Origin of the sequence: Brevundimonas pishanensis, assembly GCF_022750635.1 — a bacterium.
In the GTDB taxonomy this organism is placed as follows: Bacteria; Pseudomonadota; Alphaproteobacteria; order Caulobacterales; family Caulobacteraceae; genus Brevundimonas; species Brevundimonas pishanensis.
Window position 1 is genome coordinate 127,565 of sequence record NZ_JAJKBG010000005.1, and the last position, 25,059, is coordinate 152,623.

Annotated in this window: 23 protein-coding genes; 11 read left to right on the forward strand and 12 right to left on the reverse strand. The window is 62.0% G+C overall.

Annotation, left to right across the window (positions count from 1 at the left end):
- Positions 1-41: 41 nt before the first annotated feature.
- Both LOX95_RS10940 and LOX95_RS10945 read right to left on the reverse strand, forming a co-directional pair.
- Positions 42-1,382 carry a M20 metallopeptidase family protein gene (locus tag LOX95_RS10940; protein WP_242914524.1) on the reverse strand — a complete coding sequence of 447 codons (1,341 nt, stop codon included), beginning with the start codon at positions 1,380-1,382 and terminating at the stop codon, positions 42-44.
- A 69-nt stretch (positions 1,383-1,451) separates the two neighbouring features.
- Positions 1,452-1,724 (reverse strand): DUF1294 domain-containing protein, encoded by a 273-nt coding sequence (locus LOX95_RS10945; RefSeq protein WP_242914526.1) that lies wholly within the window; start codon positions 1,722-1,724, stop codon positions 1,452-1,454.
- 136 nt (positions 1,725-1,860) lie between these two features.
- On the opposite strand from LOX95_RS10945, the gene LOX95_RS10950 reads away from it, so the two are divergent.
- The 4 genes from LOX95_RS10950 to LOX95_RS10965 all read left to right on the forward strand — a co-directional run bounded on the left by LOX95_RS10950 (position 1,861) and on the right by LOX95_RS10965 (position 3,674).
- Positions 1,861-2,103, forward strand: a complete 243-nt coding sequence (locus LOX95_RS10950) for a hypothetical protein (RefSeq protein WP_242914528.1) — start codon at positions 1,861-1,863, stop codon at positions 2,101-2,103.
- Between the two features lie 141 nt (positions 2,104-2,244).
- On the forward strand, positions 2,245-2,676 hold the full coding sequence (locus LOX95_RS10955) for a hypothetical protein (RefSeq protein ID WP_242914530.1): 432 nt from the start codon (positions 2,245-2,247) through the stop codon (positions 2,674-2,676).
- A 98-nt stretch (positions 2,677-2,774) separates the two neighbouring features.
- Complete coding sequence (locus LOX95_RS10960) at positions 2,775-3,215, forward strand: MarR family winged helix-turn-helix transcriptional regulator (protein WP_242914531.1); 441 nt, start codon at positions 2,775-2,777, stop codon at positions 3,213-3,215.
- A gap of 9 nt (positions 3,216-3,224) precedes the next feature.
- Positions 3,225-3,674 carry a hypothetical protein gene (locus LOX95_RS10965; RefSeq protein WP_242914533.1) on the forward strand — a complete coding sequence of 150 codons (450 nt, stop codon included), beginning with the start codon at positions 3,225-3,227 and terminating at the stop codon, positions 3,672-3,674.
- Positions 3,675-3,883: 209 nt separating this feature from the next.
- Here the strand turns inward: LOX95_RS10965 and carB are convergent, their stop codons facing one another.
- The 4 genes from carB to LOX95_RS10985 form a co-directional block, all read right to left on the reverse strand.
- Positions 3,884-7,183: a carbamoyl-phosphate synthase large subunit gene (carB, locus tag LOX95_RS10970; protein ID WP_242914535.1), complete on the reverse strand. Its 3,300-nt coding sequence runs from the start codon at positions 7,181-7,183 to the stop codon at positions 3,884-3,886.
- Positions 7,184-7,194: 11 nt separating this feature from the next.
- A complete protein-coding gene (locus LOX95_RS10975; RefSeq protein WP_242914537.1) occupies positions 7,195-7,539 on the reverse strand; it encodes a hypothetical protein in 345 nt (114 codons plus the stop codon).
- 224 nt (positions 7,540-7,763) lie between these two features.
- A complete protein-coding gene (locus tag LOX95_RS10980) occupies positions 7,764-11,060 on the reverse strand; it encodes a TonB-dependent receptor domain-containing protein (protein WP_242914539.1) in 3,297 nt (1,098 codons plus the stop codon).
- Between the two features lie 249 nt (positions 11,061-11,309).
- On the reverse strand, positions 11,310-12,005 hold the full coding sequence (locus LOX95_RS10985; protein WP_242914541.1) for an HAD family hydrolase: 696 nt from the start codon (positions 12,003-12,005) through the stop codon (positions 11,310-11,312).
- Positions 12,006-12,082: 77 nt separating this feature from the next.
- On the opposite strand from LOX95_RS10985, the gene LOX95_RS10990 reads away from it, so the two are divergent.
- The 3 genes from LOX95_RS10990 (at position 12,083) to LOX95_RS11000 (ending at position 15,621) form a co-directional block, all read left to right on the forward strand.
- Positions 12,083-13,402: an amino acid permease gene (locus LOX95_RS10990; RefSeq protein WP_242914543.1), complete on the forward strand. Its 1,320-nt coding sequence runs from the start codon at positions 12,083-12,085 to the stop codon at positions 13,400-13,402.
- A gap of 86 nt (positions 13,403-13,488) precedes the next feature.
- A complete protein-coding gene (carA, locus tag LOX95_RS10995; RefSeq protein ID WP_242914545.1) occupies positions 13,489-14,649 on the forward strand; it encodes a glutamine-hydrolyzing carbamoyl-phosphate synthase small subunit in 1,161 nt (386 codons plus the stop codon).
- Complete coding sequence (locus LOX95_RS11000) at positions 14,650-15,621, forward strand: hypothetical protein (protein ID WP_242914547.1); 972 nt, start codon at positions 14,650-14,652, stop codon at positions 15,619-15,621. It begins immediately after the preceding gene.
- Between the two features lie 63 nt (positions 15,622-15,684).
- Here LOX95_RS11000 and LOX95_RS11005 read toward each other — a convergent pair whose 3' ends face one another.
- On the reverse strand, positions 15,685-15,945 hold the full coding sequence (locus LOX95_RS11005) for a hypothetical protein (RefSeq protein WP_242914549.1): 261 nt from the start codon (positions 15,943-15,945) through the stop codon (positions 15,685-15,687).
- A gap of 205 nt (positions 15,946-16,150) precedes the next feature.
- On the opposite strand from LOX95_RS11005, the gene dnaG reads away from it, so the two are divergent.
- The 3 genes from dnaG to LOX95_RS11020 all read left to right on the forward strand — a co-directional run bounded on the left by dnaG (position 16,151) and on the right by LOX95_RS11020 (position 20,728).
- Positions 16,151-18,028: a DNA primase gene (gene dnaG, locus LOX95_RS11010; protein WP_242914550.1), complete on the forward strand. Its 1,878-nt coding sequence runs from the start codon at positions 16,151-16,153 to the stop codon at positions 18,026-18,028.
- Between the two features lie 77 nt (positions 18,029-18,105).
- Positions 18,106-20,028, forward strand: a complete 1,923-nt coding sequence (gene rpoD, locus LOX95_RS11015) for an RNA polymerase sigma factor RpoD (RefSeq protein ID WP_242914552.1) — start codon at positions 18,106-18,108, stop codon at positions 20,026-20,028.
- 67 nt (positions 20,029-20,095) lie between these two features.
- Entirely contained in the window at positions 20,096-20,728 is a 633-nt protein-coding gene (locus tag LOX95_RS11020; protein ID WP_242914554.1) for an HAD-IA family hydrolase, read from the forward strand.
- A gap of 36 nt (positions 20,729-20,764) precedes the next feature.
- Here the strand turns inward: LOX95_RS11020 and LOX95_RS11025 are convergent, their stop codons facing one another.
- The 5 genes from LOX95_RS11025 to LOX95_RS11045 form a co-directional block, all read right to left on the reverse strand.
- Positions 20,765-21,127, reverse strand: a complete 363-nt coding sequence (locus LOX95_RS11025; protein ID WP_242914556.1) for a DUF1428 domain-containing protein — start codon at positions 21,125-21,127, stop codon at positions 20,765-20,767.
- On the reverse strand, positions 21,124-21,612 hold the full coding sequence (locus tag LOX95_RS11030) for a VOC family protein (protein WP_242914558.1): 489 nt from the start codon (positions 21,610-21,612) through the stop codon (positions 21,124-21,126). Before LOX95_RS11030 ends, LOX95_RS11025 begins: the two co-directional genes overlap by 4 nt.
- Before the next feature lie 5 nt (positions 21,613-21,617).
- Entirely contained in the window at positions 21,618-22,079 is a 462-nt protein-coding gene (locus LOX95_RS11035) for an SRPBCC domain-containing protein (RefSeq protein ID WP_242914559.1), read from the reverse strand.
- 9 nt (positions 22,080-22,088) lie between these two features.
- Positions 22,089-22,502, reverse strand: a complete 414-nt coding sequence (locus LOX95_RS11040; protein ID WP_242914854.1) for a VOC family protein — start codon at positions 22,500-22,502, stop codon at positions 22,089-22,091.
- A 124-nt stretch (positions 22,503-22,626) separates the two neighbouring features.
- Entirely contained in the window at positions 22,627-22,839 is a 213-nt protein-coding gene (locus tag LOX95_RS11045) for a flagellar hook protein FlgE (protein ID WP_242914561.1), read from the reverse strand.
- A 218-nt stretch (positions 22,840-23,057) separates the two neighbouring features.
- Between LOX95_RS11045 and LOX95_RS11050 the strand changes: the two genes are divergently transcribed.
- The gene (locus LOX95_RS11050; RefSeq protein WP_242914563.1) at positions 23,058-24,998 is read left to right on the forward strand and encodes a DEAD/DEAH box helicase; all 1,941 of its coding nucleotides are present in this window, start codon (positions 23,058-23,060) and stop codon (positions 24,996-24,998) included.
- The last annotated feature ends 61 nt before the right edge of the window (positions 24,999-25,059 follow it).

Sequence of the window (25,059 nt, forward strand, 5' to 3'; positions counted from 1 at the left end):
GGGGCGAGGTAAGGTTCACCCGCGCGCCGGAACCGCCTTGTCTATTGGGCCGGGGCCTGGGCCCCTGTCTTGAACAGGTCCTCTGCAGCAGCGACCGTAGCCTCGACGCCCGCAATCACCGATGCGCGCGGATCAATGCGGAACAGCGGAGAGTGGTGCGGGGGCGGGGTGTCCTTGAGGTCTTCGGGCAGGCCGCCGACGGCGAAGATCACCGCCTTGATGCCGTGCTCGGGCGCTGCATAGAAGGCGAAGTCTTCTGCACCCATGCCCTGACGGGAGATGTCGAGCACACGCTCCTGACCCAGTTGGCCGGCGATGACCGATTGCAGGCGCAGGGCCGTTTCGGTGTGGTTGACGGCAGGCGGGGTGGATTCGGTGGGCGAGCGGACCACGACGGGCAGCTTGTCCTCGGGGACGTTGAGGGCCAGCGCCGTGTTACGCGCGATCCGGTCAATGCCGTCCAGCAGGGTGTCGCGGACCTCGTAGCTGTCCGAGCGGACGGTGAGCTGCAGGTTCACTTCCTCGGGGATGATGTTGTGCTTGGTGCCGCCGTGGATGGAGCCAACGGTCACCACCGCTCCTTGAAGCGGGTCAACCTCGCGGCTGCGCAGGGTCTGGAGATTGGTGATGATGTAGGACGCCACCGTCACCGGATCGACCGTGGTGTGGGGGCTGGCACCGTGGCCGCCGACGCCCCGTACCTTGATGTCCACGCTGTCGGCGCTGGAATAGGCGACGCTGGGCGGGACCCAGATTGTGCCAGCCGGCAGGGACGAGGCGACATGGTAGCCGATGACATATTCAGGCTTGGGGAAGCGGGTGAACAGGCCGTCCGCGATCATGGCGCGGGCCCCTTCGACGCGCTCCTCGGCGGGCTGGGCGATCAGGACCAGAGTGCCGGACCAGTTGGCTTTGCGCGCCATCATCTGGCGGGCGGTGCCGATCAGGCCGGTGATGTGGGTGTCGTGGCCGCAAGCGTGCATGACGAACTGTTCGACACCGTCACGATCGACCTGACGGGCACGCGAGGGGTTGGGTGCGCCGGAGCGCTCCTCAAGGGGCAGGCCGTCCATGTCGGCGCGGACCATGACTGTGGTGCCGGGGCCGTTCTCGAACACGGCGACGACGCCTGTGCCGCCGACGTTCTCGGTGACGCGGTAGCCAAGGTCACGCAGTTCCTTGGCCATGCGCGCGGCGGTCTTGACCTCCTGACCGGAGAGTTCGGGGTTGCGGTGGAAGTGGTCGAACAGCGCGCCCAGATTGGCGTCATAGTCGGCACGGACCGCAGCGCTGAGCGCCGGATCGGTGGCGGCGGATGGCGTGGCGGCAAAAATCAGACCAGCGGCGGCAACGCCTGCCAGCAAGGCGGTGTGGATCCGCATAAAAAACCCCTCCCGTGGGAAATACTGAGGGATGGCAGACTATAGCGGCAACGCTGTTCGGCAAGGGCTTTAGACGAGCAAGGTCACCACGAAGGCAATTAGTGCGACGTGAAAACCAGCCAGTATTTCGGCATTGCGGCGGAAGGGTTGTTTGCCTGTCTTGTGTTTGAACAGGCTGCTTGCGGTCATCGAGCCGATGCCGCCGATCAGGGTGAGGCCAAGAAGGTTGGCTTCGCTGAGGCGGCGCTGGTCCCGGACGGCGGCGACCTTGTCGAAGCCGAAGGCGACGAAGGCCCACAGATTGGTAGCGACGCAAATCAGCAGAAAGACGGGCAGGAACATGGGTTCTTGTAACGCTATGAGGTGGCGATGGGACAAGAGCCGACAACAAGCGTGGCTGTGATCCTGACGTAACGCCGGTTTCGATTGTGCGCAACGCAGAACGCCATTGCTGCGTTGAGGGGAAAAAGGAGGCCTTATGTCGTTCACCCAACTGGACCCCACTATTCCGGTATTCGTCATCGGCAAGGGTGACGGCTTTGCGCTGGGCGTCATTGATTACGGTCAGGAACACAACCTGATCTGGGTCACCGCGATTAACGAGACGGGCGAGATCTGGTGCGCGCCCAATCCCAAGGTGCGCATGACCAGCAACTGGACGATGGGACGTCCGAAATCGGCGGCGGCGGCAGCGGCGGGCAAGCTGACGGAGGCTTCATAGGTGCCCGGTGAGGCCGAGTTGAGGAGTTCCTGCGAAAGGGGTATCCAATAGCGAGACGACAGCTTGGGCTGTACCGTTCAATACCCGATAAGCAGAAGTTGCGTGCAGCGCGGGGCGGCGACGGGGCGAGGAGACACTGAAATGGCCAAGCTTTGGATCAAGGGCGTGATGGCAGCAGCAGCGACATTGACGCTGGCGGCCTGTGGCACGGTGGACGGCGAAACCGTGCACGAGCGTGCGGCATCGCCCGACGGCAAGATGGAAGCCGTGCTGATGACCTGCTTTATGGATGGCGATGCCAAGGTGCGACTGGTCACCGGTGCGGTGTTCGAAGGCAAGGGCGGTAACTGTGACGGGCTGAACAGCAAGGCGCTTGCGAGTGTGCGGGTGTCGATGCCGGAAGGCGATGATGACGGCCCCAAGGCTTCGGTGAAATGGGACAACGGTCACGCCGTCTTTAGCTTCGAGGGCGACCGCACTGTCATCAGCCGCGAGGCCAAGGGCAGCGGGCGGCTGGACCTGATTGCGGTGCGCGGCGAGTTCGAGGAAGCCGATATTGTCGAAGCGCCCTGAACGGATTTGATTGAAGTTTTTGAAGCCCCCGATGTTTGACGTCGGGGGCTTTTTCGTGCGCGTGTTGCGATTAAATCGTGCGCGATTTATATTGGGGCATGGCTGAAAATCCCACGCTTACGCTCGACGACTTTGTTTGCTTCACCCTGTATGGGGCGGGGCTGGCGATGAACCGTTTGTATAAGCCGCTGTTGGACCCGTTCGGGCTGACCTATCCGCAGTACCTCGTGCTGACGGCGCTGGCCGAAAAGGACGGGGTGAAGGTCGGCGAACTGGGCGAGCGGTTGCAGCTTGAATCCAATACGCTGACGCCTTTGGTCAAGCGTCTGGAAGCCGCGGGGATGGTGTCGCGGCAGCGCGATGCGGCCGATGAGCGGGTGGTGCGTGTGAGCCTGTCCGAGGCGGGGCGCTATGTGATCGCGCAGGCGCACGCCTGTATCCCGCAGCAGGTGCTGGAGGCCAGCGGCCTGACGATGGAAGAAGTGTCGGACATGAATGCGAAGCTGAAGAAGCTTCAGGCGGCATTGGCTGACAGCTAGGGGACGGGCATGCGTAAGAGGCTGATCGCGGCATTGGGTGTGGGGCTGCTGGCGTCGGGGTGTTCAGGGGCTTCGGAAAGCGTGGTCGAGCGGGTGGCATCGCCGGACGGGCGCTATGAAGCTGTGCTGATGGTGTGTCAGACGCCTTCCGATTTCACGTCGTCGGATCTGTTGGTCATGGTCTATGACGAGAAGGGGCGTGGATGCGAGAAGGCGTTTGTCGATGCCGTCGCGGGCGTCACGCTGACCCATCCGGACAAGGAAGGCGTGAACGCTTCGATCCGCTGGGATGAGGATGTGTTGGTTTTGACGACCAAAACGGAGCGTCAGCTCATGTCAGGGCTTTCGCGCACTGACGGGCCGAGAATGATCCGGCTGGATGGTCCGGTCACAGGCGCTGAAGGTTGGACGGTGGACGCACCAAAGGCTGAACGTACACCGCAACCCGACGTGGGCTAAGAGAACCCAATTTAGCCCTCAAGAAGTGAGCCGCCGCGCGGCGAACGTAGGGCACAAAAGCCCTCAAGAAGTGAGCCGCCGCGCGGCGAACGTAGGGCGACTTAATAAGCCCTCAAGCGGTGAGCCTCCGCGAGGCGAACGTAGGGCCACTTAACAAAGCTCAACTAAGAAAAACCCCCGATGGCGAAGCCGTCGGGGGTTCTTTTGTCTTAGTTATAAGACTGGATGGGTCGGACATCCATTTCGCCGTTGCGGATGGCCTTGATGGCCTTGGCGGCGGCGATGGCTCCGTAGGCCGTCGTGTAATAGGGCAGTTTCATCATCAGCGCGGTGCGGCGGATGGCGAAGCTGTCGGCCAGAGCCTGCTTGCCTTCGGTGGTGTTGAAGACCAGCTGGATTTCGCCATTCTTCATCGCGTCGACGATGTTCGGACGGCCTTCCAGAACCTTCTTCACCAGACCGACTTCCAGACCCTGCTCGGTCAGGTAGGCGTGGGTGCCTGCGGTGGCGACGACCTTCATGCCTTGGTCCAGCAGGGTCTTTACAGCCTCGAGAATGAAAGCCTTGTCGGCGTCCTTGACCGAGACGAAGGCGGTGCCTTCGGTCGGCAGGATGGTGCCGCCGCCGGTCTGGGCCTTGGCGAAGGCGCGGGCGAAGGCCGGAGCGAGGTCGGCTTCGCCGTCACGCTTCCAGTCCAGACCCATGACTTCACCCGTCGAGCGCATTTCCGGGCCGAGGATGGTGTCGACGCCAGCGAAGCGGGCGAACGGGAAGACGGCTTCCTTGACGGCGATGTGCTCCAGTTCCTTGTCGACCAGACCGAAGGAGGCGAGCTTTTCACCGGCCATGACCTTGGCGGCGATGGCGGCAATCGGCTGACCAATGGTCTTGGCGACGAACGGGGCGGTACGCGAGGCGCGCGGGTTCACTTCGAGAACGAAGATGCGCGGGTTGTCGCTGTGCGGCTCTTCGATGGCGAACTGGACGTTCATCAGGCCGCGCACCTTGAGGGCCTTGGCCATCTCCGTGGTCTGGCGCTTCAGCTCGGCCACGATGGCGGGCGACAGCGAGTGCGGCGGCATCGAGCAGGCGGAATCCCCTGAGTGGACGCCGGCTTCTTCGATGTGTTCCAGAACGCCGGCCACGAAGACGGTTTCATCGTCGCACAGGGCGTCGACGTCCACTTCGGTGGCGCGGTTCAGATAGTGGTCGATCAGGACGGGATCATTGCCCGAGACGCGCATGGCCTCGCCGACGTAGCGGTCCAGACCTTCGCGGTCGTGCACGATCATCATGCCGCGACCACCCAGAACGTAGGACGGGCGCAGGACGACCGGATAGCCGACTTCCTCGGCCTTGGCAGCGGCTTCTTCAGCCGAGCGGGCCAGAGCGTTAGGCGGCTGTTGCAGGCCGATAGCTTGCAGCATCTGCTGGAAGCGTTCGCGGTCTTCGGCCAGGTCGATGCTGTCGACCGAGGTGCCGAGAACCGGAATGTCGTCTTCCTGCAGGGCGTGGGCCAGCTTCAGCGGGGTTTGGCCGCCGAACTGGACGACGCAGCCGATCAGGTCGCCCTTGGAGCGTTCGACTTCGATCAGCTCCAGCACGTCTTCGGTGGTCAGCGGTTCGAAATACAGGCGGTCCGAGGTGTCATAGTCGGTCGACACGGTCTCGGGGTTGCAGTTGACCATGATGCTTTCGACGTTGATGTCGGCGAAAGCGAAGGCCGCGTGGCAGCAGCAGTAGTCGAACTCGATGCCCTGACCGATACGGTTCGGGCCACCGCCGAGGATGATGGCCTTCTTCTTGTCCGAGACGTCGGCTTCGCAAGCAGGGACCTGGCCGAGGATGCCGGTCTCGTAGGTCGAGTACATGTAGGCGGTCGCCGAGGAGAACTCGGCGGCGCAGGTGTCGATGCGCTTGAAGACCGGACGCACGTTCAGGGCACGGCGGGCGTGACGCACTTCCTTCTCGGTCTTGCCGGTCAGCGCGGCCAGACGCGCGTCGCCGAAGCCCTTGGACTTCAGGCGGCGGAAGTCGGTGGCCTCGGTCGGCAGGCCTTGAACGCGGATGTGGCCTTCGGTGCGGACGATGTCTGCAATCTGGCGCAGGAACCACGGCTCGTAGAAGCAGGCCGAGTGGACTTCTTCAACGGTCAGGCCGTGGCGGAAAGCCTGGGCAATGACGCGGATACGGTCCGGCGTCGGCTGACCCAGAGCGCGGATGACGGCGGCCTTGATGGCAGCGTCGTCGGCATCGCCCGAGACGCCTTCGATTTCGACTTCGTCAAAACCGTTCAGGCCGGTTTCCAGACCGCGCAGGGCTTTCTGCATCGACTCCTGGAAGGTACGGCCAATGGCCATGACTTCACCGACCGACTTCATGGCGGTGGTCAGGTGCGGCTCAGAGCCCGGATACTTCTCGAAGGCGAAGCGCGGGATCTTGGTGACGACATAGTCGATCGACGGCTCGAACGAAGCCGGAGTGACCTTGGTGATGTCGTTTTGCAGTTCGTCGAGGGTGTAACCCACGGCCAGCTTGGCGGCGATCTTGGCAATCGGGAAGCCGGTGGCCTTGGACGCCAGAGCCGAGGAGCGCGACACGCGCGGGTTCATCTCGATGACGACCATGCGGCCGTCGGCAGGGTTGATCGCCCACTGGACGTTCGAGCCGCCGGTTTCGACGCCGATTTCGCGCAGCACGTTGATCGAGCCGGTACGCATCAGCTGGTATTCTTTGTCGGTCAGCGTCAGAGCCGGAGCGACGGTGATCGAGTCGCCCGTGTGGACGCCCATCGGGTCGATGTTTTCGATCGAGCAGATGATGATGCAGTTGTCCGCCTTGTCGCGGACGACTTCCATTTCATACTCTTTCCAGCCCAGTACCGACTCTTCGATCAGCACTTCGGTGGTCGGCGACAGGTCGAGGCCGCGTTCAACGATCTCGTGGAATTCTTCGACGTTGTAGGCGATGCCGCCGCCGGTGCCGGCGAGGGTGAAGGACGGGCGGATGATCGCCGGAAGACCCACGAAGGCCAGAGCGTCGTCGGCTTCTTCGATGTGGTGGATGGCGCGCGAACGCGGGCTCTCGAGGCCCAGCTTGTCCATGGCGTCACGGAATTTCTGGCGGTCTTCGGCCTTGTCGATGACTTCGGCCTTGGCACCGATCATCTCGACGCCGTACTTGGCCAGTGCGCCCGAGGATTCCAGAGCCAGCGCGGTGTTCAGCGCGGTCTGGCCACCCATGGTCGGGAGGAGCGCGTCGGGGCGTTCCTTGGCGATGATCTTTTCGACCATTTCCGGCGTGATCGGCTCGATGTAGGTGGCGTCGGCCACCTCCGGGTCGGTCATGATGGTGGCGGGGTTCGAGTTCACCAGAATGACGCGATAGCCTTCGGCCTTCAGCGCCTTACAGGCCTGAACGCCCGAATAGTCGAACTCGCATGCCTGACCGATAACGATCGGGCCAGCGCCGATGATGAGGATGGACTGGATGTCTGTACGCTTGGGCATCGGCGTCTACTTCACTTCGCGACCACGCACTCCCAGCCCTCGTAGTCGAGCTGGAAGGCCGTGGCCCAGGATTGCATCATGGCCGACACAGGCGCGAACGACGCCTCATCGACCGGCATGGTTGTTTCCAGGACGGTCATATCGCCCTGGCCCCGCGTCAGGAAGCCTGCGCGGCGTGCGACTTCGCAGAGGTCGCCATGAAAATCTTCCTCGCCCGAGAAATAGAACAACGTGTGGCGCGGCGTGATCCCGCTGTCGCCTTGTTCGGCGAGAGCAGCACGCATGCGGGCGTCGTTTTCCTCATGGTTCAGGTCGAAGTTCAGCGAAGGTCTCCACGCACGCAAAAAGACGGACACGAGCTTCGCTCGCGGCCGATCCGTTCAGGTTGTCGGTTAAGCGGCCCGTTTAGAGAGGGTAGTCCCCTACTGCAAGGGGCAATGGGCACCTGAACGGGGAAAAGCCGACCAATCGCTGAACTGTGTGCTCTGCGCACCCGAAAATGCGACGCGGTGGAGGCAAAAAGAAAGGGCGGCCCCCGTGAGGGGACCGCCCGTAGATCACAGCCGGATGGCTGCGGAGATTAGAACGGCTTGAAGTTCAGGCCGACGAAGAAGCGACGACCGTACGGGTCGAAGTTCGCATTGATGGTGGTGCCCAGGATGTCGCGTTGTTCGGCATCGAAGACGTTCACCACACCGGCGCGCAGGGTCAGGTCATCACGGACCTTGTAGCGGACGGTCAGGTCGTGACGGGTGAAGTTGCCGGTATCCAGTTGGTCACCCAGACGGGCATCGGCGTTGTTCACGAAGTCACGCGGGCGGGTGATGTTCTGGGCGGTCTGCCAGTCAGCGGTCCAGTTGACGTTCCAGATGTCATTCGGACGCCAGGTCAGCGACGAGGTCAGACGAACGCGCGGGTAGAAGACCGAAGCGGCCAGTTCGGAGTAGTCCGACGGGTCGGCTTCGTTCAGGTACTGCTTCTGCTCGATGAGCCACGAACCGTTCAGACGGTAGTCGAACGAACCCCAGTTCTTGCCCCAGTCAGCGGTGTCCCACGAGTAGCTGCCGCCGAAGTCCAGACCGCGGGTTTCAAGAGCGGCGTAGTTGAACGAACGTTCGATGAAGCCACCGATCGGGTCGCCCGACGGGGCACCCATGCCGAACGGGATGTCCGGGTTGTTGCGGAAGATCGAACCGCAGGCATCCGGGTTCAGTTCTGCACCGCTGACGCAGTTGGCGGCGATGCCGTCAGCCGAGACCGATGCGATCACCTTGTCGATGCGGATTTCATAGTAATCCAGCGACAGGGTCAGGCCCGGGATGAAGCGCGGCTGCAGAACGGTCGAGAACGTGAAGGATTCCGACTCTTCCGGTTGCAGGTTCGGGTTACCGCCCGACACGCCGGCGATGCCCGAGGTGTAGTTCGGACGGAAGTCGTCGGTGTTGGTTGCGGTGGCACCGGCGAAGTCGAAGCTCAGGCCTTGTTCGGCGGCCAGAGCGGTACAGTTCTTGATGCGGTTGGCCTTGACGGCCTGATCATCGAGAGCGGCGATGTTCAGGGTAGCGCAGGGGTCTACGAAGCCGTTGGCGAAGGTCTGGCCGTAAGGCGAGAAGTTTTCACCCAGGTTCGGGACGCGCACCGACGAGTTGAACGAGGTTTTGAAGGTGATGTCGCGGATCGGACGATAGACCAGGTTCACGCCATAGACGTCGACGTCGCCCACGGTCGAGTAGTCGGCCCAGCGGTAGGAGCCGCTGAGTTCGGCAAACTCGCCCAGCTTGCTGTCGCGGAACAGCGGGACCGAGAGTTCTGCGAACAGTTCCTTCGATTCATAGCTGACTTCCGGGAAGTCTTCGCCGGTGTTCAGGAACAGCAGGCGGTCGCCGGCGCTGGCCGAACGGCCGAGAGCCGAGGTCGATTCCTTGCGCCATTCACCGCCGAGGGCGAGGCCGAGGTTACCGGCACCCCACAGGTCCCACAGTTCGGTCGACATCGAGGCGATAGCCTGATGCTGCTCGTTCATTTCCTCGACGCGGACGAAGGCGTCCACGTACTGGAGCGCTTCGGCGGTCTGGTTACCAGCACCGAAGACGTTCAGAGGCGTACATTGGGCCAGCGACTGACGACCGTACTCGGTGTCGTTCAGGTCACCACCGCGAACCTTGTCCTCGACTGGCAAACCTTGGGCATTGAGCAAGGAGGAGCGGCAGACGATGGCACCGGCGCGGCCCATAACACCTGCGGTATCGACAACGGCGTCGGCGGCGAGAGCCATGCGTTGGGTGTCGACGGCGCGTTCGATGTTTTCAATCTCGACCTTGCCGTAGGTGTAGCCGATGTCCCAGTCGAACGACTTCATGAAGCCGGCCTGGCCGTGGCTGCCGTTCAGGCTGACGACATAACGCTGCAGGTCACGGGTGTTGGTCTGCGAACGATCCGGACCGAACAGCGAGTGACGGGCGATCGGAAGAGCTTGCGTACCCGTCAGGGCACCCGGAGCGCCTGCCGTCGGCGGGGCGTAGATGTCGATGCGGTTGGCCGCGATGGCATCCTTGATGTTCTGCGGCAGGAAGGCGTTGTCGTCCCAGCGCAGATCGAAGGCCGAGGTGGCCCAGATCGAGTTGGTGTCGTCAGCCGCATAGGACGAGTTATCGAGGTCGATGTCGAAGAAGGTCGGCTGACCGCGCATGTAGGTATCCTCGGTCACGTACTTGGCCGAGGCATTGAGGTTGATCGAGTCGGTGATCTTGTAGTTCACGCCGACCTGGTAGCGCTGCGATTCCGATTCCGGGATGCGGCTGTAGCCAGCCACTTCGCCCAGCGGCATGCCGTCGCCGCCGATGTTGTACGGGCGGTTGATGCCGGTGTTGCCGACGCGCTGGCCGAAGTTGGCCGCACGGGCGACGTTGCCGTCATACACGAAGGTCTTGCCCGGCATGATGCCGTAGCAGTTCGCTGCATAGGTGAAGCCACCGCCCGAGAAGCAGTTCTGGTAGGCAACGTTCGGGTTGGTCAGATCGGACGGCTGCTGCAGGTTGGCCAGAGTGGTCTGACCCCAAGGGAGGATGTCCAGACGGTTCACGCCATAGAAGACGTCGGCGTCGAGACGGCCGTCATAAGGCGCGGTCGTCGGGTCGGCGTCGATGCTCAGACGGATCGGCGCACGGCGAATCCAGTCGATGTCCAGCGATTGGACTTCGTCGATCTTTTCGTATTCAGCGTGGCCGTAGATGTTCAGGCGGTCATCGAAGAAGTTCTTGCCGGCCAGAACCGAGATACGGCGGGTTGCTTCGCCGTTGTCGTTGATCTGACCGTAGTTGGCGTCGATCTCCAGACCTTCGAAGTCCTTCTTCAGGATGAAGTTCAGAACGCCCGAAACAGCGTCGGCACCGTACACCGACGATGCACCGCCGGTGATGATTTCGACGTTCTGGATCAGCAGACGCGGGATGGAGTCGATATCGACCGACAGGTCACCACCTTGCGAGCCGACATGGCGACGGCCGTCGACGAGGGTCAGGGTGCGGTTGGCACCCAGCGAGCGGAGGTTGGCCAGCGACAGGCCGCCGGTGTTCAGCGAGGAACCGGTGGTGTCCGACGGAACTTGCGAGTTCGACAGGGCCGGGATGGTCGCGAGGTAGTCGATGACGCTGGTTTGGCCGGTCGAAAGGATCTCTTCCTGGGTGACCTGAATCAGCGGGGTCGGAGCGTTCGCGGCGCTACGGCGGATACGCGAACCGGTGACGACGATTTCACCGAGGTCCGAGGCTTGGTCTTGAGCGGGGACAGGCTGGGCTTGCTGTGCCGAAACGCCGGTCGCGGCAAGGGCACCAACGAGAATAGTGCTGGCTAGCAAACGGGGGCGGGAAATTCGCATACGGAGGACATGCCTTTTCAAATACCGACAAACGTCGAATTTAGATATTCGAAAGGCTCTTCCGGCCGCTTTCACGTCAAGCTTTGCCGTTTCATAAATGTGTCGGAATTGGTCCTATGCTTTCGTAATGTTGCTATCATGTGACAGAAATTAAGGGTTCGTGGCCAAAATGAGGCGATTATTAACTGTGGGGGCCTCGGTGCTTAAGGGCCAAGCTTGACTGTAAGTATCAAGCTTGGCCGTAATTAATCAGACGATATGCTGGACCCAGTCCGGCAGTTCGCTGATGTGGCTAAGCGTCACATAGCGGGCGTGGCCTTCGGGCGCGTCGGCAAGCTCGTGCGCCCATGTAATATGGTAGGGGATATGAATGCCCCACGCCCCGGCCTCGATAGGCGGGATGACGTCGGACTTCATGGAATTGCCCGCCATTGCCGTCTGTTCGGGACGTAGGCCGTGACGCTGGAAGATGCGCGCATAGGTGCTGCGATCTTTCTCCGAGACAATCTCGACGGCAGAAAAGTGTTCGCCTAGGCCAGAAGCGGCCAATTTTCGTTCTTGGTCGATCAGGTCACCTTTAGTGATCAGAATGAGGCGGTAACGTGCCGCCAATTCGTTGATCGCTTCATCGACACCGGGCAGGGGCTCGACCGGATGGTTGAGCATTTCGCGGCCCGCGGCGAGGATTTCGCGGACGATGTGGGCAGGCGCTTCGCCATCGCACAGTTCCATAGCCGTCTCGATCATCGACAGGGTGAAACCCTTCACGCCATAGCCATACAGGCGCAGGTTGCGACGCTCGATCTGGGCCAGTCGGTCCATCATGACCGGCTCTTCGGCGTGGTCCGACAGGAGATCCACGAACCGCTTCTGGCTGAGACGGAAGATGGTCTCGTTGTGCCAGAGCGTGTCGTCGGCATCGAGGCAGACGGTGGTGATGGGCATGGGGCTCTCCGGCAAAGCAAACTATTCGATGCACGTCGGGCGCGACGGCAAAGTTTTTTCGGTTTATGGCGGAAGTTATGAGCCAGATCGATGCCATTTCAACCGATAGCAACCGCCGCCTGAGCTGGGGCGTGGCCGCCCTTGTGGTGGCGGGTAATATGATCGGGTCGGGGGTTTACCTCCTGCCTGTGACGCTGGCACCGACCGGCAGCTCCAGTCTGGTAGGCTGGGTGGTCTGCGGTGTGGGTGCGGTGCTGCTGGCGCTGATGTTCGGCGGTCTGGGGCGGCATTTGCCCAAGGCCGACGGTCTGGCCGACTTTGCCTCGCAGGGTGTGGGCCGGTTCCTCGGCTATCAGGCGGGCCTGTTCTATTGGGCGGCGTGCGTGGTCGGCAACGTGGCCGTGGCTGTGGCGGCGGTGGGTTACCTCGCCTTCTTCTTCCCTGTGCTGAAAGAGCCGTTGTGGGGGGCTGCCGCCAATCTGGTTATTATCTGGATCACCACGGCCATTTATGCGCGCGGCACCCAGTCGGCGGCGCGGTTTGGCGTGTTGAGTCTGATTATCGGTCTGGTGCCGATTGTGCTGGCGATCCTTGCCGGTGCGATTGCCTTCAAGCCTGAAATCTTTGCCGCAAGCTGGAGCCCGTCGGGCGAGCCGTTGATGAAGACGGTTCCGGCGTCGCTGGCCATCATCTTCTGGGCCTTCCTTGGCGTGGAGAGCGCGGCGGCGCTGACGTCGCGGGTCAAAAATCCGGGGCGCGATGTGGGTCTGGCCTCTGTGGCCGGTGTGCTGTTGGCCTTTGTGATCTATGTGCTGGCGTGTGTAGCTGTGTTCGGTGTGATCCCTGCCGGTGTGCTGGCAGAATCGACCAGCCCGTTTGCCGATCTTGTGGCGCGGGTGATGGGCGCATCGGTTGCCGGTCTGGTGGCGGCCTGTGCTGTGGTCAAAACAACGGGCACGATTGTCGGCTGGACCATGACAGGCGGCGAGACCGCGCGGGCAGCGGCGGAGAACGGCTGGTTGCCGCGTCTGTTCGGCGGCAAGGTGAAGGGCAAGACGCCGTGGACCAATCCGCTGATGATGGGTGCGCTGATGAGTGTGCTTGTGGTCATCAGCGTCCAGCCCAGCCTCGGCAAACAGTTCGAGATGCTGATCGGCGTGACCTCAGTTTTGACGCTGGTGCTTTATGCCGTGTGCTCGATGTCGCTGCTGACGATTTCCAATAGCTGGGGGTGGCGATTGGTCGGGGTTTGCGGCCTGATCTTCTCGTTCTTTGCCGTGGTGGCGGCAGCGGGAGATTATGTCCTGCCAAGCTTGGGCTTCTTTGCCCTAACTTCGGTCGCCTGGTGTTGGGTTGGCCGCAGCAATGACACGAAACAGGATATCATTGAGGGATAAGACAGATGGCGGGTTGACCGCGACCTGCATAGTTCTTAGTGACCCCGCCGTTTAACTACTGTTTTGCCGCTTTAGGAGCCCGCGCCATGACGTCCAAGATTTTGTCCGGTGCAACGGGTGTTCTCGTTCTGGCCGATGGCACGGTGCTTTCGGGCGTCGGTGCCGGTGCGACCGGTTCGGCCTTGGGTGAGGTCGTGTTCAACACGGCCATGACCGGCTATCAGGAAATCCTGACCGACCCGTCCTATATGAGCCAGATTCTGGCCTTCACCTTCCCGCACGTCGGCAACGTCGGTGTGAACGTGGAAGACGTGGAACAGGTGACCGAAGTGGCCGGTAAGGCTGCCGTCGGTGCAGTGTTCCGCGATGTTCCGACCGATCCGGCCAATTGGCGCTCGGGCGGTGATTTCGACAACTGGCTCAAGAGCCGCAATGTGGTCGCGCTGGCCGGTGTGGACACCCGCGCGCTGACCCAACTGATCCGTGACAAGGGCGCACCGCACGCGGTGATCGCCCACGATCCGGAAGGCAATTTCGATCTGGACGCTCTGGTCGCCAAGGCCAAGGCCTGGACCGGTCTGGTTGGTCTGGACCTCGCCAAGGAAGCCACCACCCTGCAAGCGTTCGAGTGGGACCAAGGCGTTTGGGAATGGCCGGCTGGCTATCCGCGCGTGGATGCCGCCGACAAGAACGTCGTGGTCATCGACTATGGCGTGAAGCGCAACATCCTGCGTGCACTGGCATCGACGGGCTGCAAGATCACTGTGGTTCCGGCCGATACCAAGGCTGAAGACATTCTGGCCCGCAATCCGGACGGTATCGTCCTGTCGAACGGTCCGGGCGATCCGGCAGCGACCGGCGAATACGCCGTGCCGGAAATCAAGAAGCTGATCGCTTCGAGCAAGCCGATCATGGGCATCTGCCTGGGTCACCAGATGCTGGCCATCGCTGTCGGTGCCAAGACCATCAAGATGGTTCAGGGCCACCACGGCGCGAACCACCCGGTGAAGGACCTGACGACCGGCAAGGTCGAGATCGTGTCCATGAACCACGGCTTCGCGGTTGACCAAGCCAGCCTGCCGGATGGCGTGGAAGAGACCCACGTCAGCCTGTTCGACGGTACCAACTGCGGTATTGCATTAACTGGCAAGCCGGTGTTCTCGGTTCAGCACCACCCGGAAGCATCGCCGGGACCGACGGACAGCCTGTACCTGTTCCAGCGTTTTGCGGATTCTATGCGAGGATAAATGGCGGCACATGCGGTGCGCTCGGCCTATCTAGGCTGGCTTGCAACCGCGATCGCGAAGGTGAGGGGGGCTACCTCAGCTATCGCGGGCGACGAGCAAGATCTCGTTTTGGGATATGCTACCGGCTACGATTCAGCCGACGTCGCCATCTTCGTCCGATCATTGCGTTCACACTACAGCGGAGCCATCGCGCTGGTTGTGGACCCCGATCCCGAGCTTCGGGATTTTCTGAAGAGCTATAATGTCGAAACCCTCGATGCGCCTGATCTGGCGCTCGAGGGTGGCGACTGGACACCGCATCCGGTGGTGTCCCGATTTGCGGGCTTTGATGCCCTGCTGCGGTCGCGGCCCTGGGTGCGAAACGCGCTGCTGACCGATGTGCGTGATGTGGTGTTTCAGGCATCGCCGCTGGAGCCTGCGCCCGAGGGGCTGGAGTTCTTTGCCGAATGCGAGACGCCGCTCAGCCTTCATGACTTCAACATGAAATACATCCGCGCTGTCGGCGGCGAGAAGTTGGCCGAGGCCGTGGCAGATCAGGCCTGCATCTGTGTGGGTACGGTGATCGGCCCGCGCGAGCAGTTGATGCGGTTCTGCCGTCTGATCCTGATGCTGGGGGCCATTCCGCGTTCGGAGATTGGCGGAGCGTTCGGGGCCGATCAGGCGACCTGTAATCTGGCGGTACATCTGGGGTTGCTGGAGGGGCAGGTGATGCCTAACCACAGCCGCGTGGCGACGCTGGGCATGGTGCCGACCTCCAAGCTGACGCTGAAGGAGGGCATGATCCATAATCCTGACGGATCGGTCAGCCCCATTGTCCATCAGTATGACCGGCATCCCCTGTTGATGACCGCCATGTGGTCGCGGTGGGCCGCCGATGTGGAGAAGCGCGAGCGGTGTCGGCCAAAGACGCTGGGCGACCGCATCGACAAGGTGGTCCAGTCGGTCAAGCGGCGCACGCTGGAACTGCGCTGACCTTGGGTCGGTCATAAAAAAGATCACCGCCAGCGGGGCTGTGCGGTGATCCGGGGCGTTCGGTTAGGGAAGGACGCTGGCGGTGCGGCGCGTCTCTGCGGCTTTGGTCACGGCAGCGAAGGCCGCGTTAATCCAATAGGCAGCGTCTTCGGTACGGCGTTCCTCGCGACGTTGCAGACCACGCTGGCGGCGGAGCGCCGCATTGGCCAGCAGACGCGCATGAAGCGCGCGCGGCGTCGGGTTGGCGACAGCGGGGGAACCGGGGACGGCAACGGCGTCGGGGCCGACCGGAACCACCGCGGGAGAGGCGATGGTGAAAGGCATATTCTGCACTCGATAACTTTCCACAACGGCTGTGGATAAGCCTGTGTACCGAAGAATCTCGTTCAGATTCCGGCAGTTGCTACCGCAAAGCTGCCGCAAGGCTTACTAAAATCTTAACAGATATGCACAGGCGATAGGCTGGATTTATGGTCGCAAATCGAGGGCTTTACGCCTAGTGTAGGGGCTTGAGTTTCCGGGGCCTGATGTGCGGTTTGACGAACGATTTATCGAAGAACTGAAGGCACGGCTGCGCCCGTCCGATGTGATCGGCCGCTCGGTGAAGCTTAAGCGGCAGGGGCGCGAGTTTGTGGGCCTCAGCCCGTTCGCCAAGGAAAAGTCGCCCAGCTTTTTCGTGAATGACGACAAGGGCTTCTTCCACGATTTCTCCTCGGGCAAGCACGGCGACATCATCAGCTTTCTTCAGGAAACCGAGCGTCTGAGCTTTGTCGAGGCGGTGTCGCGTCTGGCGGCAGAGGCGGGGATGCAGATGCCCGCCGAGGACCCGCAATCGGCCGAGCGCGAGCAAAAGCGTGCAGGTCTGTCCGACTGGATGGACTGGGCGCAGAAATGGTTCGCGGCCAATCTGCGTCGGCAGGTCGGGACCGCCACTCGCGAATATCTGGAAAAGCGTGGCCTGCCGGAAGACCAGTGGGAGCGGTTCGGTCTGGGCTATGCGCCCAATGACCGCGAGGGGCTGAAGAACGCGCTGGTACAGCGCGGGGCGAAGCCGGGTGAGTTGGTCGAAGCGGGGCTGCTGATTGCGCCCGAAGGCGGCGGTCAGCCCTATGACCGTTTCCGTGACCGCTTGATGTTCCCCATTCTGGACGCGCGCGGGCGGATCGTCTCCTTCGGCGGTCGGGCGATGAACCCCGATGACCGCGCCAAGTATCTGAATGGTCCGGAAAGCCCGCTCTTCCATAAGGGCGCGACGCTTTATGGCCTGCCGGAAGCGCGGCGCATCCTTGGTGCGGAGAAGCGCGGCGAGCAGGGGATCATCGTCGTTGAAGGCTATATGGATGTGATCGCCTGTCAGCGTGCGGGCCTTCCGGCTGTTGCACCGATGGGCACGGCGCTGACGGAAGAGCAGATGGAGCGGCTGTGGCGCGTGTCGTCTGAGCCTGTGCTTTGCTTCGATGGTGACAATGCGGGTCTGAGGGCGGCGTATCGGGCTATCGAGCGGGCATTGCCGCTGCTGAAGCCGGGGCGCTCGTTCCGGTTTGCCTTGCTCGAAGGCGGGCAGGACCCCGACGATGTGCTGCGCGACAAGGGGGCACCGGCGTTGCGTCAGATGGTGGCTCAGACCAAGACCTTCTCTGAAGTTTTGTTCCAGCGCGAGGTCGAGGCTGAGCCTCTGGATACGCCGGAGCGCAAGGCGGGCCTGAAGGGGCGACTGCGGGCGGCGGCCGGTGCGGTGCAGGACAAGGACCTTGCCGAACAATATCGCCGCGACCTGTTTGATCGCTTCGATGCCCTCTTCCCGCGCCAACAGAACCAACGGCCGCAAGGGCAGAGCGGGGGCTTTGGCGAGCGCAAGAAATGGGGGCGCGAGGTTCTTCAGGGCCAGACCGCTGAAGGACAGCGGGCCATGCATGCGCTGTCGCGCTCCATCGAGCCTGTGGCGGCGGCGCTGGTGCACGGTGTGATCGATGATCCCGAGCGTCTGGATGACCATATGGAGGCCATTGCCCGCTATGGATTTGGCGATCCTGCGCTGATGGATCTGGCAAAAGAGCTTGTGCGGCTACGTTTCTCGGGGCGGAGCCTTGACTCTGCGGCTTTGCGCCGCCATCTGGCATCATCGGGTCATGACGTCTTGATGCACGAGGTCGAGAAGGCGGCGGCAAAGTCCGGCGCGCCATTCCTGGCTGCAGACAAGCCCCTCGGCGAGATGAGGGCCCTTTGGTCGCAGGCGTTTGACGTCCTGATCCGCGCAGCGGCTCTGGACGAGGCGCTGGCGTCAGCAAAGTCGGAGGCTCACAAGGCTTTCGATGCCTCGGCTTTCGCACTGGTGAAGGCCGAGCGTGACGCACTGCGCCGAGCCATCAAGACTGGAACGATTTGGACCCCGTCGGCGTCTTCCTAGTGAAGAAAAGTCGATGAGTTGCATTTTCGCCGCAGGTGGGCCGCAGCAGCCCCTTGACGGTGGTGGAGAGAAATTGAATGAGCGCGCAGAACGAGACGCAGGACAACGAGGCCCAGTCGGATGGTCCGCTGCTTGACCTGACCGATGCCGGCGTCAAGAAGTTCATCAAGCAGGCCAAGGCGCGTGGCTATGTCACGATGGAGGAACTGAACAAGGTCCTCCCGTCCGAAGAAGTCAGTGGCGATGCCATTGAGGACACGCTGGCCATGCTGTCGGAAATGGGCGTCAACGTCGTTGAAGCCGAAGAAGACGCCGCCGAAGCGCAAGGCACCGAAGTGGCCAATGCTGCTGAAACTGCTGTCGCCGAGACACCTGCCAAGTCGCAGTACGACCGTACCGATGACCCGGTGCGTATGTATCTGCGCGAAATGGGCTCGGTCGAACTGCTGAGCCGCGAGGGCGAAATCGCCATCGCCAAGCGTATCGAAGCTGGCCGCGACGCCATGATCTCGGGTCTGTGCGAAAGCGCCCTGACCTTTGAAGCCATCATGGTGTGGCGCGAAGAGCTGGCGAACAACCGTATTCTGCTGCGCGATGTGATCGATCTGGATGCCACCTATGGCGTGCTGAACCCGTCGTCGCTGCCGCACAACCAGCCGGATCCGTCGCAAGAGCCCGAAGAGAAGCCGGAAGGCGAGGGCGACGAGGACGACGACGATTTCGACGACGGCGCAGGCATGTCGATCTCGGCTCTGGAAGCCGAACTGCGTGACGGTGTCATGGAAGTGCTGGACGCGATTGCGGCCGATTTCGGTGGCTTCCGCAAGCTGCAGGACAAGCTGGTTGAAGCCCGCCTGAAGGGCGAGGAACTGGCTGCCAAGGACCAGAAGGCTTACGAGACGCTGACCACGGCGATCTCTGACCGCCTGAAGACCATGAAGCTGAACAATGCGCGTATCGAGTCGCTGGTCGAGCAGCTCTATGCCATCAACAAGCGTCTGATCGGTCTGGAAGGTCGCCTGCTGCGTCTGGCCGACACCTATGGCATTTCGCGCCCCGAGTTCCTCAAGGCCTACTTCGGTTCGGAGCTTGATCCGAACTGGTCCGAGAAGATCAAGGAAATGGGCGTGCGCTGGACCAAGTTCAGCGAGAACGAAGCCAACCAGATTGCCAAAATCCGTGGCGACGTGGCGACCATCGCTTCGGAAGCCGGTCTGCCGATCGACGACTATCGCCGTATCGTCCAGATGGTCCAGAAGGGCGAGCGCGAAGCCCGTCAGGCCAAGAAGGAAATGGTCGAGGCCAACCTGCGTCTGGTTATCTCGATCGCCAAGAAATACACCAACCGTGGCCTGCAGTTCCTGGACCTGATCCAGGAAGGCAACATCGGTCTGATGAAGGCCGTCGACAAGTTCGAATACCGTCGCGGTTACAAGTTCTCGACCTATGCGACGTGGTGGATCCGTCAGGCGATCACCCGCTCGATCGCCGACCAGGCGCGTACCATCCGTATTCCGGTGCACATGATCGAGACGATCAACAAGATCGTCCGTACCCAGCGCCAGATGCTGCATGAAATCGGTCGTGAAGCGACGCCGGAAGAGCTGGCCGAACGTCTGGCCATGCCGCTGGAGAAGGTCCGCAAGGTCCTGAAGATCGCCAAGGAGCCGATCTCGCTGGAAACGCCTATCGGTGACGAAGAAGACTCGCACCTCGGCGATTTCATCGAGGACAAGAACGCTGTCCTGCCGATCGATGCGGCCATCCAGTCGAACCTGCGTGAAACCACCACGCGCGTTCTGGCCTCGCTGACCCCGCGTGAAGAGCGTGTTCTGCGTATGCGTTTCGGCATCGGCATGAACACCGACCACACGCTGGAAGAAGTCGGCCAGCAGTTCTCGGTTACCCGTGAGCGTATCCGTCAGATCGAAGCGAAGGCTCTTCGCAAGCTGAAGCACCCGTCGCGGTCGCGTAAGCTGCGTTCCTTCCTCGACAGCTAAGCCGGATCACGGCAAGGGCGGTGTGGGGAACACCGCCCTTTGTATCTTCGCCTGATCAAGGACGCGCATGACGACGCCTAAACTGGTCATCTTTGATTTCGACGGAACGCTGGCAGACACCTATGGGTGGTTCCTGTCGATTCTGGACGACGCCATCGCGCGGTTCCGCCTGTACAAGCCGGGACCCGACGAAGTTGAAGCCATGCGCGGCCTGTCGGCCCGTCAGGTGATGACCAGGATGAAGGTCCGTCCGTGGAAGCTTCCGGCTATCGTGCGCCATACGCGCCGCGAAAAGCTGAAGGCGGCGGCGACGACCCAGTTGTTCGATGGCATTCCAGACCTGCTGCGTGATCTGCGCGCTGCCGGTATCAAGGTGGTCATCGTCAGTTCGGACACGACCGAGTCCGTGCGTCAGGTGCTCCAGCGCGAGGGTATCGAGGTCGATATGCTGAACTGCGGCGCGTCGATCCACGGCAAGACGGCCAAGTTCAAAAAAGTGCTCAAGGCCATGGGCGTAGATGCCAAGGACGCGGTCAGCGTCGGCGACGAAATCCGCGACATCGATGCGGCCAAGCCGATTGGCATGAGAGCCGGTGCCGTGTCGTGGGGCTATACGCTCCCCGAAGCGCTGGCCAAGCATAATCCGGCCTATTTGTTTAAGGATGTGGCGGACATGCGCCGCATTCTGCTGGGGCAATAGATTTTGAAGGGCGGCTCTTATGGGCCGCCTTTTTCTTTAGCCTTCGAGAATGGTCTCGAACCCGCCGAAGATCATGCGGCGACCATCGAACGGCATTTCCATCATGGCCATCTCGGGTTCCTTTTCGAGGTTCTGCCATGCCGCGTCGCATGTGGCTTTGTCCGGCCATACGATCCACGACACGACGATGGCCTCGTCTGCCTCGAGTTTCACCGACATGGGGAAGCTGGTCAGCTTGCCATCGGGAATGTCCACGCCCCAGTTCTCGCTCATGGCCGTGGCACCGTGGCGCTGGAATGCGGGCCACGTCGTGCGGGCGTGTTCGAGATAGGCGTCCTTGTCAGATGTTTTGACGGGCGCGGCCATGATGCTGAGGTAGGGCATTTCGGTTCCTTTCATACGGCGGATGCAGCGGTCTTCAGAGCCGCGATATCGATCCGGCCCATGGTGTTCATGGCTTCGACCACGGCCTTTGCGCGGGCTGCGTTGGTATCGGACAGGGCGTCCAGCAAGAAGCGCGGGGTGATCTGCCAGTTCACGCCCCAGCGATCCTTGCACCATCCGCAGGCGCTCTCGGTGCCGCCGTTTCCGACGATGGCATTCCACAGGCGGTCGGTCTCGGCCTGATCTTCGGTCACGGCCATGATGGAGACCGCCTCGGTCTGGGGGAAGGCGGGGCCGCCGTTCAATCCTGCGAAGGGGCGACCGCACAGGGTGAAGGTGACCAGCAGTTCCTCGCCCGCTTTGACGGACGGGTTGTCCGTGGGGCTGTTCAGAACTTGTTCGATCCGGCTGTCGGGCAAGCCGAGCGACATGTAGAATTCGGCGGCGGCCTTGGCCTGACCAATGTCGTACCAAATGCAGGTGATGAGCTTCTCCGGCATTGGCTCTATCCTTCTGTGGCGAGGCGCTCTGCAACCTCGGCCAGTTGATCGGCCACCGTGCCCCAGCCCTCGTGGAATCCCATCGCTTTATGCTGATCGGCGGCGGATTGCTCCCAATGGCGAGCGAAGGCGGTAAATCGGGTGCCTTGGTCTTCCGGCTCGAAGGTGTCGATGCGGATGAAATTCATCGATCCGGACTGCGGATGCCATCCCTCGGTTATAGCGCCGGTGGTCACCAGCTTGCGGGCCGGTTCGACCTCCAGAACGACGCCGTTATAGGCGTGCTGTTCGCCCTCAGGCGATTGCATCACGACATTGGCGCGGCCACCCGGATGAAGCTGGTAATCGACGATGGGGGTGATCCATGGACGCGGAGTGAACCATTCGGGCGCGTGGTTCACATAGGCATCCCAGACCTGTTCGGGGGTCGCCTTGATGAAACGGGTGACGGATAGATCGAGCGACATGATGTGACCTCAAGCTTGATCGGGCGCGGGCGGCGCGGCGGCAGGGTCCATCCACATAATCTCCCAGATGTGGCCATCGGGGTCCGCAAAGCTGCGGCTGTACATGAAGGGGTATTCGACCTTGGGGTTGGGGTCGGCGGTACCACCGGAGCGGCCTGCGGTATCGACCACACGGTCCACGCCTTCGCGGCTGTCTTCGGATAGGCAGATCAAAACCTGCGCGGAGGCATGGGCGTCAGGGATGGTGCGGTCAGTGAAGGTTCGCCACTTGTCGTGGGTGAGCAGCATGGCGTGGATGGTGTCGGAGAACACCATGCCGGAGGCTGTGTCGTCCGAGAACATCGGGTTTCTGGTCGCGCCTACAGCCTCGTAAAAGGTCGTCGAGCGCGCCAAATCCGTGACCGGCAGATTGACGAAAATCATCTTGGGCACGTCGTATCTCCCATTCGTCCGGCCTCGTTCGGCGGGCCGGATAGGAAAACGACGTTATCACTTGCCTGGTGCGGTGGCGACGCAAGACTTCGTTACGCGTCTGGCGCGAACAGGCTCAGGCCTTGGTGTCGAGCAGAGTGCCCATCATGGCGTCCGCCGTGCGGGTGACGGAGAGGCTGGCGGCAAGCTGGGTGCGGGCGGCGGCGGCTTCGACCGATCCGGTCTGGGCACTCTGCAGCGGGGCCACCACGGTCTTGCGGGCGATGGCTTCAAAGCGGTCGACGGCGGCCTGAGGCGCGACGGTGGTCGTGGGCAGAGATTGCAGCATCGAACTGTTCCCGACTGCGGCCATGGGGGTGGGCGACTGGGGCTAGATTGCCACGCTTTGGGCCAATGGGGAATGAAGGAAGATGGCGAACACCGATTTCGCCCCACCGTAGCCTTGTTTCGTGTATAGAGACGCCCGTTCGCCCGGCTTGAGGAACTCGTCCTTGGCCGGGCGCGGTCGTTCTAGGCCGCACCAAGTTCTATTTAGATCGTATATCCATGCCATTTCCAGCCGTTCATCCTGCGTTAGACCGCGCTCTCTCCAAGAAAGGGTACGCTGAACCGACTTCGGTTCAGGCTGCCGTGTTGGAAGTCGGGCATGGGGATGCAGATCTGCTGGTATCGGCTCAGACGGGTTCGGGTAAAACCGTAGCCTTTGGTCTGGCCGCTGCCTCTACTCTCTTCGACGGCGAAGAGAACCTCGGTCAAGCCGGCGCTCCGCTGATGCTTGCTATTGCTCCAACCCGCGAACTGGCCCTGCAGGTCGCCGCAGAGCTGACCTGGCTCTACGGTGAAGCCGGTGCCAAGATCACCACCTGCGTCGGTGGCATGGATTCCCGCAAGGAAGCCCGCGCCCTCAGCTTCGGCACGCACATCGTGGTCGGTACGCCGGGTCGTCTGAAGGACCACATCGACCGTGGTGCTCTGGACCTGTCGGCCGCTCGCGTCATCGTCCTCGACGAAGCCGATGAAATGCTCGACATGGGCTTCCGTGAAGACCTCGAGTACATCCTCGAGCAGGCTCCGGAAAACCGTCGTACCCTGCTGTTCTCGGCGACCATCGCCCGCGACATCGCTGTTCTGGCCAAGCGCTATCAGAAAGACGCTGTGCGTATCGACACCGTCGACCGCAGCCAGCCGCACAACGATATCGAATACCGCGCCATGCGCATTATCCCGCAGCAGATCGAAAGCGCTGTTGTTAACGTTCTGCGTTACTTCGAAGCGCCGAGCGTTCTGGTCTTCTGCTCGACCCGCGCTAGCGTGAATAACCTGCAAGCTGCCCTGCTTGAGCGTGGTTTCGCCTCGGTCGCCCTGTCGGGTGAAATGGGCCAGCGCGAGCGTAACGAAGCGCTGCAAGCGCTGCGTGACGGCCGTGCCCGCGTCTGCGTCGCCACCGACGTTGCTGCTCGCGGTCTGGACCTGCCGGATCTGGGTCTGGTCGTTCACGCCGAACTGCCGATCAACAAGGCCACTATGCTTCACCGTTCGGGCCGTACCGGCCGTGCGGGTAAGAAGGGTGTCTCGGTTCTGCTGGTTCCGCACTCGCGTCGTCGTAAGGCTGAAATGCTGCTGAACTCGGCCGGCGTTGAAGCTGTATGGTCGGGCGCTCCGACTGCAGAAGAAATCCTGGTCAAGGACGAACAGCGCCTGCTGGCTGCGCCGATCTTCACGCAAGAACCGGCTGCTAGCGATGCAGAACTGATTGCGCAAATGGTTTCCGAGCGTACGCCGGACCAACTGGCAGCGGCTGTCGTCAACATGCTGCGCAAGAACCTGCCGACCCCTGCGAACCTGAGCGATCCGGGTGAAGGCCCGCAACGCAAGCCGCGCCGTGAAGGTGAAGCTTTCGAGCCGTCTTTCGCATTTGACCGTCTGTCGTCGGACGAGTGCAGCTGGTTCCGCATGGACATCGGTCGCAACCGTAATGCCGATCCGAAATGGCTGATCCCGATGATCTGCCGCATCGGTGGCATCACCAAGCAGCAGATCGGTTCGATCAAGACCTTCCCGGAAGAGACCCGTTTCGAGATCGCCAACACGCACGTGGAAGCCTTCAAGAAGCTGGCCCAGATGAACACCGAAGAGGCGAACATCACGCCTTCGGATGCGCCGCATGCGGGCATGTTCAAGGGTAGCCGCGACCGTAACTTCGGTGATCGTGGCGGTGCCCGCGATGGTGGTCGTCCGCCGTTCAAGCGCAAGCCGTTCGGTGACAACGACCGTGGCGAGCGTTCGGACCGTGGTCCGCGTCAGGAACGTGGCGAGTTCAAGCCGCGCGAAGGCGGTGATCGTCCGGACCGCGGTGCTAAGCCGTTCCGTCCCAAGGCTCCGGGCGGTTTCGCCGGTAAGCCGGCTGGCGGTGGCTACAAGGGCGGTGCAGGCAAGCCTGCGTTCGCCGGCAAGGCCGCTCCACGCAAGGCCAAGCGTTTCGACTGATTGACGCTTAACCGTTGATATATGAAGGTGCCTCCGGATCGCTTCCGGAGGCATTTTCTTT

Excerpts from the sequence above, each read along its gene's own strand:
- LOX95_RS10940 (WP_242914524.1), bottom strand. The coding sequence starts at position 1,382 with ATGCGGATCCACACCGCCTTGCTGGCAGGCGTTGCCGCCGCTGGTCTG.
- LOX95_RS10945 (WP_242914526.1), bottom strand. The coding sequence starts at position 1,724 with ATGTTCCTGCCCGTCTTTCTGCTGATTTGCGTCGCTACCAATCTGTGG.
- LOX95_RS10950 (WP_242914528.1), top strand. The coding sequence starts at position 1,861 with ATGTCGTTCACCCAACTGGACCCCACTATTCCGGTATTCGTCATCGGC.
- LOX95_RS10955 (WP_242914530.1), top strand. The coding sequence starts at position 2,245 with ATGGCCAAGCTTTGGATCAAGGGCGTGATGGCAGCAGCAGCGACATTG.
- LOX95_RS10960 (WP_242914531.1), top strand. The coding sequence starts at position 2,775 with ATGGCTGAAAATCCCACGCTTACGCTCGACGACTTTGTTTGCTTCACC.
- LOX95_RS10965 (WP_242914533.1), top strand. The coding sequence starts at position 3,225 with ATGCGTAAGAGGCTGATCGCGGCATTGGGTGTGGGGCTGCTGGCGTCG.
- carB (WP_242914535.1), bottom strand. The coding sequence starts at position 7,183 with ATGCCCAAGCGTACAGACATCCAGTCCATCCTCATCATCGGCGCTGGC.
- LOX95_RS10980 (WP_242914539.1), bottom strand. The coding sequence starts at position 11,060 with ATGCGAATTTCCCGCCCCCGTTTGCTAGCCAGCACTATTCTCGTTGGT.
- LOX95_RS10985 (WP_242914541.1), bottom strand. The coding sequence starts at position 12,005 with ATGCCCATCACCACCGTCTGCCTCGATGCCGACGACACGCTCTGGCAC.
- LOX95_RS10990 (WP_242914543.1), top strand. The coding sequence starts at position 12,083 with ATGAGCCAGATCGATGCCATTTCAACCGATAGCAACCGCCGCCTGAGC.
- carA (WP_242914545.1), top strand. The coding sequence starts at position 13,489 with ATGACGTCCAAGATTTTGTCCGGTGCAACGGGTGTTCTCGTTCTGGCC.
- LOX95_RS11000 (WP_242914547.1), top strand. The coding sequence starts at position 14,650 with ATGGCGGCACATGCGGTGCGCTCGGCCTATCTAGGCTGGCTTGCAACC.
- LOX95_RS11005 (WP_242914549.1), bottom strand. The coding sequence starts at position 15,945 with ATGCCTTTCACCATCGCCTCTCCCGCGGTGGTTCCGGTCGGCCCCGAC.
- rpoD (WP_242914552.1), top strand. The coding sequence starts at position 18,106 with ATGAGCGCGCAGAACGAGACGCAGGACAACGAGGCCCAGTCGGATGGT.
- LOX95_RS11020 (WP_242914554.1), top strand. The coding sequence starts at position 20,096 with ATGACGACGCCTAAACTGGTCATCTTTGATTTCGACGGAACGCTGGCA.
- LOX95_RS11025 (WP_242914556.1), bottom strand. The coding sequence starts at position 21,127 with ATGAAAGGAACCGAAATGCCCTACCTCAGCATCATGGCCGCGCCCGTC.
- LOX95_RS11030 (WP_242914558.1), bottom strand. The coding sequence starts at position 21,612 with ATGCCGGAGAAGCTCATCACCTGCATTTGGTACGACATTGGTCAGGCC.
- LOX95_RS11035 (WP_242914559.1), bottom strand. The coding sequence starts at position 22,079 with ATGTCGCTCGATCTATCCGTCACCCGTTTCATCAAGGCGACCCCCGAA.
- LOX95_RS11040 (WP_242914854.1), bottom strand. The coding sequence starts at position 22,502 with ATGATTTTCGTCAATCTGCCGGTCACGGATTTGGCGCGCTCGACGACC.
- LOX95_RS11045 (WP_242914561.1), bottom strand. The coding sequence starts at position 22,839 with ATGCTGCAATCTCTGCCCACGACCACCGTCGCGCCTCAGGCCGCCGTC.
- LOX95_RS11050 (WP_242914563.1), top strand. The coding sequence starts at position 23,058 with ATGCCATTTCCAGCCGTTCATCCTGCGTTAGACCGCGCTCTCTCCAAG.